An 11,402-nucleotide genomic window follows, 5' to 3' on the forward strand; every position below is an offset into this window, starting at 1 on the left:
TATGCTGCACGGACATGGCGACGATAGCTACCGCTACTCGCGCACGATTACAGCCGACTTTAGTACCAATGTGTGGTATGGCGGTGAGCCTAAAGGTCTTAAAGAATACCTGTTCAGTCAATGGGCAACCATCAACCGATACCCGGAAGTACTGGCCGAGAGTCTGGCTAATCAGGTCGCCGAACACCACCGGGTGACGCCAGAGCAAGTACTCATCAACAGTGGTACCACCGAAAGCATCTATTTGATTGCTCAGGCATTTGCCGGTCAGACGACCACGATTGTAGCGCCCGCCTTTGCCGAGTACGAAGATGCCTGCCGGATGTTTCAGCACAGGCTGACCTTCCTCGACTGGAATACACTTTCCGATCTGCCGGCATTGACGAGCGATTTAGTCTTTATCTGTACGCCCAACAACCCAACGGGAGCCATTTTCGGGCAACTGACCGACTGGATGGGAAAAAATCCGCAGACCCTTTTTGTGATCGATGAAGCGTTCATCGAATTCACCCGTGAGCTTGATACCGCAATTGGGTTACTCGACCAGTTTGATAACCTGCTCGTCATGCGGTCATTGACAAAAGCCTACGCGATTCCGGGTCTTCGACTGGGTTACGTTGCTAGTAAGCCGGAACGTATAGATCAGCTCAAAGCTTGTAAACAACCCTGGACGGTCAACGCGATGGCACTGGCTGCGGGGCGATTTATTTTTGAACAGTTCGAGCAGTGTCAATTGCCTTTGGATCAACTCCTGGCTGACAAAGCCCATTTCGTTCAGCAATTGCGTCAGAATGATCAGCTTCAAGTATTTGACAGCGATACGCATTTTTTTCTGGCGGAAACAAACAAGGGTACAGCCGCCCAGTTAAAAGCTTTCTTGCTCGAAAAGTACGGTCTGCTTATTCGAGACGCCAGCAATTTTCGGGGCTTGGGAGCGGGGCACTTTCGAGTCTGTACACTATCCCCTGACAAAAACGCCTTGCTAATCAACGCCTTGTCCGAATGGGAAAACTAGTACTGGTAATCCTCCCGCTCCTGATCGGCTACGTGCTGGATTTGCTGATTGGCGACCCCGACAATTGGCCCCACCCGATCCGACTGTTTGGCTCGACCATTGCCTTTTGTGAACGTCGACTCAACCACGGGGTATTTCGACTCTGGAAAGGGGCTGCGTTGACCATCATATTGTGCATTCTGGTTTACCTGTTCTTCTACTTTTTACATCAACTGTTGCTAATTATTCACCCCGTCCTATTTGTGCTCGTCAATGGGCTTTTTGTCTGGTACGGCCTGGCGAACAACAACCTGATTACCGAAGGTAGAGCCGTCTTTCGGGTACTGGAACGGGATGGGATCGAAGCGGGGCGTCGGCAGGTTTCGCGGATCGTTGGGCGAGACACGTCGCGGTTAAGCGCCCAGCAAATACGGATTGCCGTGCTCGAAACCATGTCCGAAAACCTGAGTGACGGTGTTATCGCTCCTCTCTTCTTCTACGGGCTAGCGGGTATTCCGGGAATGATGACCTACAAAATGATCAATACGCTGGATTCGATGATCGGCTACCGTAGCGACCGTTACGAGCAATTCGGTAAGTTTGCCGCCCGGCTGGACGACGTTGCCAACTTTATTCCAGCCCGATTGACCGCTTTGCTGATGGGCTTAGTCAGTGGAAACCGGCGCGGACTTCGATTTTCTATCCACTATGGTAGTCTACATAAGAGCCCAAACGCCGGTTATCCCGAAGCGGCTTTAGCGGGTATTCTCAACTGCCGATTTGGGGGTCCGAATGTATACCACGGCGTTTTAGTGGACAAACCGTATATCGGCGAACAGGAGCGATTGATCGAGCCAACTGATATCGAGCGCACCAGCCGAATCAATCACTTCACCTGCTTGCTCATGGTCATCTTGGTGATTGTCGTCCATTTGGTGAGTAACAAATATGTCTAAGTTTATCATTACGGGTGGACCGGGTGCCGGTAAAAGTACATTGATCGAAGCCTTGCGGGCTGCTGGTTTTCGTTGTTTTGACGAAATATCCCGGCAGTTGATTCAGCAGGAAGTCGCGAGCGGAAGTCAGTGCCTACCCTGGATCGATCTGGATTGTTTTGCCCGATTGGCCCTGAAGGGTATGATTACCGATCATAAGCGGGCAAGCACATTCGGTCAGGATCAGGCACTGTTTTTTGATCGGGCTATTCCCGACATCATTGCGTATTTACGAGTGGGCAATGTACCAGTCGATGCCTTGTTTCAACAGGCTGTTCAGCAGTACCCCTACCAACCCACGGTGTTCGTCGCTCCCCCCTGGGAAGCAATTTACGTCAATGATGCAGAACGCTGGCAGACCTTCGCCGAGTCCTGCGCCTTGCATGACGCTATAGTAGAAACTTATCAGCAGTTGAACTTTACCTTGCTCGAACTACCCCGAATTTCCGTAGCAGAACGGGTCGATTTCGTTTTGTCTACCGTAAGCCAGTACGTTCCTATGTCGATAGGAACTCGTAATTCGTCCACCAAGTTAAATTGATAAGCCTATTTAAATGAGTACGTACAACATGTCCCAATCAATCGACACGATCAACCAAATTATTCGTAGCCGTCGCAGCATTTTTCCGCCCGACTACATCGACAAAGAAGTTCCGCGTGACGTTATCGAAACCATTCTCGAAAACGCGAACTACGCACCCACGCATCGACTGACCCAGCCGTGGCGGTTTACCATTTTTCGGGGCGACGGATTAACCAAACTCGCCGATTTTATGAGCGACACGTATCGGTCTAATGCGACTCCTGAATCGTTCTCGGAAGCAAAATACGAAGGGACACGGAACAAGGTGTTGAAGTCATCCTGCATTCTTGCTATTGTGATGGAAGTACACCCTGATAAGGTGCCGGAGTGGGAAGAGGTGGCGGCTGTATCTTGCGCAGTCGAAAACATGTGGCTTACGGCAACAGCGTTGGGCGTTGGCGCTTACTGGAGTTCGCCCAGCAATCTGGCTGCTCTGGAAGCCTTTTTAAACCTGACACCTACCCAAAAATGTCTTGGGTTTTTTTACATGGGTTACCATCAGGCGAAGGATAAACCAGCGGTTCGTAAACCAATTGCCGAGAAGCTGACCTGGATAGAAAGTTAAGGCCAAAAAGAAAGCCAGACGACGAATAGTCACCTGGCTTTTGATTTCACTCTGTGTGCAGAAATACTGTCACGTTTCCGTTTTTTTACTCTGCTTCAAGCGAATTACAAATACATAACTCTGTCCAACGGGCTATTGTTTTCGACTTTTACGTTTTTTTAAAAATTCTTTTTCAGGCATAGCGGCAAACCCGATACCATAAAAATTGCTTCCTCAGCGTGCGTTGCTACGTATTGATTGGCCCAACCCTGCAAGTCGGTAAATTTTCGACCAAGCTCGGTATCCGCATGTAGCCCCATGCCAATCTCATTGGAGATAATAAGAAACGTTCCTGACAATTGACGTAGCGAATCAATTTCAGCCTTAAATGCGTTGAGCGTTTGCTCTATATCATTGTCAAACGCCATAAACAGGTTGGTGAGCCAAAGCGTAACGCAATCAATGACCACTACCCTATTTTCCAGCGGCAGGTTGTTTAGATCGCGTTCGGATTCAAACGTGGTCCATTCAGGACCTCGTTCGTTTCGGTGCCGCTCTACCCGCCGACCAAATTCATCATCCCAAATGTGGGCTGTAGCCACATAAACCGGCGAATCGCTGAGTTGGCGGGCACGCTCCTGCGCATACCGACTTTTGCCGCTCCGTGCTCCACCCGATACGTAAATGATCATAGTATTGAGTGCTTTTTTTGACAGGATTGACAGGATTTTCCTTTCTTAATATTAATCCCGTAAACCCTGTCAGAAAATAACTGATTATTAATGATCTGTGAGATAACTTGTCAAAAAGAAATCATGTCAATCTTGTAAATCCTGTCGAAGAATAATTTATACTTCTGACTTGAAGCGCTTGTATAGAAAAAGCTGCCATTTCTCTTCAGCTACACCAGCTTTGTCCATTTCGGCCCGCGCCAGGGTAAAAAACAAATCAGAAAGTCGGTTAACGTAAGCCGGAATAGCCGGATTCACTTCATCAGTTTTACGCAACGAGACCAGCCGCCGTTCACCCCGCCGGATCTGTGTGCGCGCGACGTGACACAGTGCGGATATTTCGTTACCTCCCGGCAACAAAAAATAATCCGATGGCGACGACATGGCGGCTTCCAGTGCATCAATCCATTGCTCGCAGAAAGAAGCACCATCTTCCGGCATCGGGTTTTTATTTTCTTTTTTAGCGTCGGAAGGCCGGGCCAGGTGCGACATCATATCCATCAAATCTTTCTGGATCTTGTGCAGGTTTGGCTGCCACGGATGATCAACACCCAGCTTCACGCGCAATAATCCGATTGTTGAGTTGGCTTCGTCCAGCGTTCCGATGCATTCAATACGAACGTTATCTTTATCGACCCGGCTCCCCCCAAACAACCCCGTGGTACCTTTGTCGCCTTTTGTGGTGTATATTTTCATAAGATTTTACTGTTTTAAAACAGATTTTGTCGTAAGAACCGAGTTGTTTTTCAGCTCTTGCAGTGATGCCAATAGATCGGTAATTGAGAAAAAGACGCTATCATGACCGTTCATGGTGTACTGCCACGTAGCCCTACCGCTCTGATTGGAAGCGGTAATTGTACAAACCGCTTCGTTTGACGGGCCAACGATGAAGCCTTCCCGATAAAGCGCCCGACGAGTCCAAAAAAGCAGGTTTTCGTCACCAGTGAGATGTAGTGTCGGACCTATTTCGTTGGCATGCATCGTGAATGTCCCGGTGTTTCGGTCAAAGGAAAAACCTTCTTTTGCGAACGTAATTTCGAAAGCGCCCGTCAGCACTAAATCTTCTGGAGCACCCACAGCCAGATGGCCGTTTGCATCCAGCAGCCAGAGTTTGTCCGCCGTTTGCAGTGCTAAATCCAGCTCGTGCGTTGACAGTAAAATCGCTTTCTGCGTTTGGCGGGACAATCGGTGTAGCAGCCGCATCATCTCCACCCGATTTGGTAAATCAAGGTGAGCGGTCGGTTCGTCCAGTAGGATCAAGTCGGTATCCTGCGCCAGCGCACGGGCGAGCATTACCTTCTGCCGTTCGCCATCGCTTAGCTCATGCAAACGACGATGAGCAAACCCAAGCGTCTCCGTCATTTCCAGAGCGTTTTGTACCTGTTCGTGATCGGATATGGTCAGGTTCCCGAACCAGCCCGTATGCGGAGTACGGCCCAACGCTACCAATTCGCGAACCAGCAGATTTCCGGTATCGACTCGCTCCGCCAGCACCAAACTCAGCTTCTGCGCCAAGGCTGTGGGACTTAATTGAGCTAACTCCTGACCCGTAACAAAAATCTGCCCTCCCAATGGATCCTGCAAACCGGCCAGCGTCCGCATCAACGTTGACTTACCCGCGCCGTTCGGACCCAGCAGACAAACCAACTGACCAGCCCACAAACTCACATCCAGCGATTTGGCCACCGTTCGACTGACCTGCCGACTCCTTAAGTAGCCGATTGTCAATGCCTTGGTGCTTAACAAGGGTTGCTGTTGGTCCATCAGAGTGCAGTCCGTAAATTGTTTCGACGAACGATAATCCAGATGACCACGGGGGCGCCCAGCAGCGATGTTACGACGTTGATTGGTAACACAGCCTGCGTACCGGGCAGTTGAGCAATGCTATCGCAAACCAACAACAGTACCGTTCCAATCAGGCAGGTCGCCGGAACCAGCAGCCGATGATCTGACGTGTTGAGCAGCGAGCGAGTGAGATGTGGAACGGCAATGCCGACAAAGCCAATAGGACCACAGAACGCCGTGATGCTACCCGTCAGCAAACTTGTGCTTGTCAGGATCAACAAGCGGCTACGTCGCACATTCAGGCCCATGCTCCGCGCGTAGTTTTCGCCCAACAACAGGACATTTAAAGCTTTGGACGAAGCAAGAGCCAGCAACAAGCCACCGGCTACCACGCCCGCCAGTACATATAGATGCGTTTGCACGACACCACCCAGCGAACCAAATGTCCACATCAGGTACTCCTGAAGCTGTTCAGGCTGGCTGAAATACTGCCAGATGCTAACGATGGATAACGTAATGGTACCAACCATAACGCCGACGATGAGCAAAACAACATTGTCGCGCAATCGACCGGCAATCGACAAAACCAGCAACAGCACCAACGCCGATCCCAGCGAAGCCATCGTTACCAACAACCAACTGTCCGATACGCCCAGTTGGCGAATCGCGTACAGACTGGCGCTACCGCCACTGCCCAGCATAACCAGCGCAACACCCAGACCGGCCCCCGCTGTAATACCCAATTCGGAAGGCCCGGCCAGTGGATTTCGGAAAAGAGCCTGCATTTGTAAACCGCTAACGGAAAGTCCGCAACCGACTATCACCGCAGTAATTGCTTTAGGCAACCGTATTTTCTGTACGATGTACAGCCATGCTCTGTTCTCCGATTCCTGCTGAAAAACAATGCGGGCCACTTCCTTGAGCGGAATAGCGACCGACCCTAAACTAATGTTTGTGAGAAAGCAGAGCAGGGCCAAACCCGTCAAAACGAACAGCATCAGCCGACGCCAAGGCCATTTGGACGAGAAACGGCTCGCGTCATTCAAAGAAGCAACAGTGCTTTTCATTACTTCAGTTGCCGGTAATAGACCAGTTCGTGTTTCGGTAAAAGTTCGGGGTGGAGTATCTTGATCAGGTCAGCAAGAACCAATTGCGGATTCAATGCGCCTGACTCCCAGAAATCGTTTGCTCCCTGGGCGTTTACCCGCTTGCTGTAGCTGTACATCCGCCCCTGCTTAAACGCCTTGAAATCAGCGTACCGGGCGTCTCTGGCTAATACGCTCTCTTTCGAATCGACCGACATCATGCCTACGTTGAGCCAATAATCGGCTTTCAGGGCTATCGGATAAACCGCTTCGAAGTTGAGAGGCAAGCTACCCGTAGCCCGCCGGTTTACCCAAGGATAACTGCCACCCGCATCCAGAAAAAAACGGGTCATGTAGCTATCTCCATCCGGGACGAACCAGGCATCTTTCGCATTCATGCCGCTGATGATCGACGGTTTGTATGACACCTTTTGCGTAAGCGCTGACAACCGTTTGTACTCGTTCTCAACCTGACTAAACTTCTGATTGACTAATTTTTCCTTGTTAAGCAGTGCCGCCATCAGTTTCACCCACTCAGCCCGGCCCAGTGGCGTTGTTTCCACCCACTCCGAATTGATAAGCACCGGAATGCCCGCATCCCGTAGCGTACGATACCGATCCATTCGGGCCGTTGGGCTTCCCATCGCCATCAGCAGATCGGGCTGCATGGTAATCAGTTGCTCTTCATTGATCGTTTGGTCGCGCCCAACTTCCTGGATTTTTCCAGTTTCGATCCGCCGGAGCACTTTGGGCGACGAGACATATTTCAAATTAGCTAGCCCAACGATCAGGTCTTCGGCTCCTAGAAAAGCGGCCAATCCTACGTGCATTGACGACATGGCGACCAGCTTACGTAACGGAATTTCAATGACCTGACTGGCAGCAAACCCTTTTGGCGGTGGTGTACCCCGTTGCACCAGCACATACCGGATAGTATCAACCTTTTTTTCAAACGGGCTAATAATCGAGACGATCTTGTAAGGGCCAGTGTACTTAATGCTAAAGCCTTTGGCGTAGCGAACAGACACTTGCTCACCAACTGGAACGTTAATCGTTGGTACCGGTTTAGACGGAACTGGCCGAGCGGTGCTACTGGCAAGTACTAGGGCGAACAAAAAGGTCAGCCAGATAGGAACGGCTGATTTTGGCAGCCTAGCGGTTATTTTTCTCTTAATCATGAATAGCCGAGCTTTTCTTCCGAAAGCTGTTGATCGATTCTACAAAGGCAGGTATTCTGACTTCCCCAGCCACAAACGGCCTTCCCGTTCAAGAACAGTGGCGCACATGGTATGTGACTTTCATCGTGGGGTTACAGCAGCGGAGACTGTTGCAGCTTTTCACTGCATTCCCTTTTAAAGCAAACACAGGCTACCTTTCGGTAATTTATTTGCTACCCTTAGGACAAAGGTAGCCGGAAAAAGTTGAACATTATTTACTCTCGTAAAGAGCCCTTTTTTGCATTATTTATTTTTAATGAAATAATATAACTTTATTGGCGTAGCTTTATAACAATCCCTACAACTTATCCATATCGGAGTTATGAATCGTTTCACTATACTTTCGGCTCTTTTGTTTATCCGTGCCGCAACGGCCTGGGGTCAGTGTACCGTCACAAAAGATGGCTTTGGACAAGTCGTGACGATATGTGAGTCGTATGTGTCTGAAGCCGCCTATCGTTTTCCGGCTTCTTCCCATCAGCAAGTCATGTTGTTAGGCAGCGAATTCTATACATTTCCGGTATTGCAGAAAGGTACTATACAACTCGATGAGTCAGGTAAAGCAATCCCTTGTTACTTGGCTTTCAATCTGGTGAATCATGAAGTAACGTGCCAGATTTCAAAAGATATTGCACCTAAAATTGTGACACCCTATGCCTTTACAATCAACGGCAACACGTTTATCCGACAGCCAAAGGCAATGCTTGGCATCAAATACGAAGCGTATGTCATGTTGGTTTATAACGGCCAAACGAAATTATTGAAAAGCCTGACCAGCCGACTGATCCAAAAATCGATTCGGAATGGTTACGAGAAAAGCAGTTCTTTCGAGGGCTACTATCAGACGAAGGAACGGTATTACATTCAGATAGGCGATACACCTCCGCAACCCGTAAGTCTGACCAAACGCTCATTAGAAACTGTTTTGCGAGACCCTTCCGGCCAGTTGTCCGCCACGATACCTGACAAGCGACTAACTGAAAGTGATGTCGTCAAGATCGTGACGAACTACGATTCCAGACTGCCGGAAACGACCCTCAACAACACGCAGTTGAGCAACGACATTGGGTTTACTGATTTTCTACAAAAAAACGTAAAGTACCCGAATATAGCCTGGAACAACGGCGCTTACGGGCGCGTTTATGCCGGTTTCGACGTGGACGAAACGGGCCAAATAACGAATGTCAAGCTGCTTAGTCCGGATAACGTCGGTTTTGGTTTTGATCAGGCGGTTACGCGAGCTTTTGAAAAACTGTCAAAAGTGAAATCAGATTACGCCGGTAACTATGTTTTACCCGTAACGTTTACCTATACGAACCGGTCAGTAAGTTCGACAAACAACGTTCCAATCAATACCCTTCCCGCTGATCGCCTGGAAGGGCGTACGGTTCTGCCTGAACTGGTGGTACCCGTCGTTATTTCAAAAACAGGCCTTACAAGCCGGGAAGTCTGGGGCTATTATAAGTAATTTGTAGCCACTTGCTACCTGTAGTCAGGGCTACCCGTTCACAAGCGGGTAGCCCTGACTATATACCCGGCTCCTTACTTGCTGGCAACGGTTACATGAACCAAGGCTTGTTCGTTTGCCTGGTTTAAATCATTGATGAATTGATCAACTACTGCTTCCTGAGTAGTCCAGCTCGTTACCAGCCGAATAGCAGCCTGCTGATCGTCAATTTTCTGCCAGACATAAAAATCATATTTCGCCTGTAATTCCTGGATAACCTGAATCGGCAGAATAGGGAAAATTTGATTGGTAGATGATTTTGTCAGAAACGAATACCCTAACTGGCTAAACGCAACGACAAGCTTTGCCGCCATCCGATTGACGTGAGCCCCGATTTCGAAAAATAGATTGTCGGTAAAAAGCGCTTTGAACTGAATACCCAGTAGTCTTCCTTTGGCTAATAGCGCTCCTCGCTGTTTGAGTGTATACGCAAAATTTGGTTGCAGCGCTGGATTGTTGATCACAATGGCTTCACCCAATAAAGCGCCACTTTTTGTACCACCAATGTAAAAAACGTCGGTATAGTCGGCCAGATCGGGAAAGGTTATATCGCTGGCACATAATCCGGAAGCCAGCCGAGCTCCGTCCATGAACAGAAACAAGCCATGTTCGCGACAACAACGGGCCAAAGCAATCAATTCTTCCCGGACATAGTGTGTCCCTATCTCCGTTGGATTGGATATGTACACCAGACGGGGCATGGTCATATGGACCGCTTCAAACTTTTCCAGAATGGTTAGAATATCAGCTGGTCTGAGTTTACCATCTGCACTTTGCACCGCTTCGATTTTGTGGCCCGTTGCTTCAATCGCACCCGTTTCGTGAATCAAGATGTGTCCGGTCGCGGCAGAAATCACGGATTCATACGGACGTAGTACCGACGAAATTACGGCCAGGTTTGCCTGCGTTCCTCCGGAAACAAAATAAATGGAAGCGGATGGATTATTTGTCTGTTGACGGATTAGCTCGACAGCTTGTTGGGAGTATTCGTCATCGCCATAGCCACTTTGCTGTACCAGATTGCTGTCAACCAACGCTTGTAAAATCGACGGGTGCGCCCCCTCACTATAATCGTTCTTAAACTATACATAAACTATGCACTTCAGTAATAGATGCTCATAACGCATCAACAAAAGTACGGGTTATGCGAATGAATGACCGGTTTTAAACTACATCTGCTGCGCCTATTTTTTATTCTATCGACTAAATCTGTGTTTCGTAGTATCTTGTTTAGCTGCTATGGTATTAATAGTAGAGTCCATAAACCCTGATATGACTCGCGAAAGGACGTCTTCTAACAAACTGTCAGGTATACAAGTTATGATTTTGACGAACTGATTGATGAATGGTAGGAAGCTGTTTCTTGGAGGAATGTTGGCATCAAGCTATGCGTGAAGGTCCTGAAAACAGGTCTTTTCATTAATTAAACTCGTCACCCACGTTTATACGTATAACGTAATCACTAGCTAAAGTACCAACAAAATGAAACACATCAAGAGTATCATGATGGCGCTGAGTCTGATCGCTGGCCTCAGTTCATGTACGCCCAAAATGACCTTTCGTAACTCCACCATTGTTCCGTCCGCCAGTGGGACCGTACAAGTGAAAACAGATAAGAACAAAAACTTTGTGCTGAACATAGATGTGCAGAATCTGGCTCCACCAAAAAACCTGACTCCATCAAAAAATACGTACCTAGTCTGGATGACATCGAACGAGAGTTCTACCAAAAAACTGGGTCAGCTCAATCCTTCGGGTAAAGTATTGAAAGCAACCTTAAGTGCTACTTCAGTTGATAAACCACAGGAAGTTTTTGTCACAGCGGAAGACAATGTTGATATTCAGTTTCCTGATGGGCCAACTATTCTGACAACCAAGTAGAGTCAGACACTAGTCTCAACGGATAAGCTGTACCTATCAAGCTGAGCAATCTCTGGCATGTGGTATAATTTGAGTAACGA

At 48.6% G+C, this 11,402-nt stretch carries 12 protein-coding genes and 1 riboswitch; of the genes, 6 read left to right on the forward strand and 6 right to left on the reverse strand.

Annotated elements, in window-relative coordinates:
• Position 1: 1 nt before the first annotated feature.
• From M0L20_RS24855 to M0L20_RS24870, 4 genes are read left to right on the forward strand one after another with little or no spacing between them, the layout of a single operon-like run.
• Entirely contained in the window at positions 2-1,015 is a 1,014-nt protein-coding gene (locus M0L20_RS24855) for a pyridoxal phosphate-dependent aminotransferase (protein ID WP_248479802.1), read from the forward strand.
• Positions 1,003-1,950 carry an adenosylcobinamide-phosphate synthase CbiB gene (gene cbiB / locus M0L20_RS24860; protein ID WP_248479804.1) on the forward strand — a complete coding sequence of 316 codons (948 nt, stop codon included), beginning with the start codon at positions 1,003-1,005 and terminating at the stop codon, positions 1,948-1,950. The genes M0L20_RS24855 and cbiB overlap by 13 nt, the downstream gene beginning before the upstream one ends.
• Entirely contained in the window at positions 1,943-2,530 is a 588-nt protein-coding gene (locus M0L20_RS24865) for an AAA family ATPase (protein ID WP_248479806.1), read from the forward strand. Before cbiB ends, M0L20_RS24865 begins: the two co-directional genes overlap by 8 nt.
• 28 nt (positions 2,531-2,558) lie before the next feature.
• Complete coding sequence (locus M0L20_RS24870; RefSeq protein ID WP_248479808.1) at positions 2,559-3,137, forward strand: nitroreductase family protein; 579 nt, start codon at positions 2,559-2,561, stop codon at positions 3,135-3,137.
• A 158-nt stretch (positions 3,138-3,295) separates the two neighbouring features.
• Here the strand turns inward: M0L20_RS24870 and M0L20_RS24875 are convergent, their stop codons facing one another.
• The 5 genes from M0L20_RS24875 to M0L20_RS24895 form a co-directional block, all read right to left on the reverse strand.
• Positions 3,296-3,808 (reverse strand): bifunctional adenosylcobinamide kinase/adenosylcobinamide-phosphate guanylyltransferase, encoded by a 513-nt coding sequence (locus M0L20_RS24875; protein WP_248479810.1) that lies wholly within the window; start codon positions 3,806-3,808, stop codon positions 3,296-3,298.
• A 156-nt stretch (positions 3,809-3,964) separates the two neighbouring features.
• The gene (locus M0L20_RS24880; RefSeq protein WP_232563450.1) at positions 3,965-4,543 is read right to left on the reverse strand and encodes a cob(I)yrinic acid a,c-diamide adenosyltransferase; all 579 of its coding nucleotides are present in this window, start codon (positions 4,541-4,543) and stop codon (positions 3,965-3,967) included.
• Positions 4,544-4,549: 6 nt separating this feature from the next.
• On the reverse strand, positions 4,550-5,611 hold the full coding sequence (locus M0L20_RS24885) for an ABC transporter ATP-binding protein (RefSeq protein WP_248479812.1): 1,062 nt from the start codon (positions 5,609-5,611) through the stop codon (positions 4,550-4,552).
• A complete protein-coding gene (locus M0L20_RS24890) occupies positions 5,611-6,630 on the reverse strand; it encodes an iron chelate uptake ABC transporter family permease subunit (protein ID WP_232563497.1) in 1,020 nt (339 codons plus the stop codon). The genes M0L20_RS24885 and M0L20_RS24890 overlap by 1 nt, the downstream gene beginning before the upstream one ends.
• 68 nt (positions 6,631-6,698) lie before the next feature.
• A complete protein-coding gene (locus M0L20_RS24895) occupies positions 6,699-7,895 on the reverse strand; it encodes an ABC transporter substrate-binding protein (RefSeq protein ID WP_248479814.1) in 1,197 nt (398 codons plus the stop codon).
• Positions 7,896-7,924: 29 nt separating this feature from the next.
• Positions 7,925-8,108, reverse strand: a riboswitch (cobalamin riboswitch).
• A gap of 148 nt (positions 8,109-8,256) precedes the next feature.
• Between M0L20_RS24895 and M0L20_RS24900 the strand changes: the two genes are divergently transcribed.
• On the forward strand, positions 8,257-9,402 hold the full coding sequence (locus M0L20_RS24900; RefSeq protein ID WP_248479815.1) for an energy transducer TonB: 1,146 nt from the start codon (positions 8,257-8,259) through the stop codon (positions 9,400-9,402).
• A gap of 74 nt (positions 9,403-9,476) precedes the next feature.
• Here M0L20_RS24900 and M0L20_RS24905 read toward each other — a convergent pair whose 3' ends face one another.
• Entirely contained in the window at positions 9,477-10,475 is a 999-nt protein-coding gene (locus tag M0L20_RS24905) for a threonine aldolase family protein (protein ID WP_248479817.1), read from the reverse strand.
• A gap of 448 nt (positions 10,476-10,923) precedes the next feature.
• Here M0L20_RS24905 and M0L20_RS24910 point away from each other — a divergent pair, with 448 nt between their 5' ends.
• Entirely contained in the window at positions 10,924-11,322 is a 399-nt protein-coding gene (locus M0L20_RS24910; protein WP_248479819.1) for a hypothetical protein, read from the forward strand.
• The last annotated feature ends 80 nt before the right edge of the window (positions 11,323-11,402 follow it).

The organism is Spirosoma liriopis, from assembly GCF_023196085.1.
GTDB classification, from domain to species: Bacteria; Bacteroidota; Bacteroidia; order Cytophagales; family Spirosomataceae; genus Spirosoma; species Spirosoma oryzicola.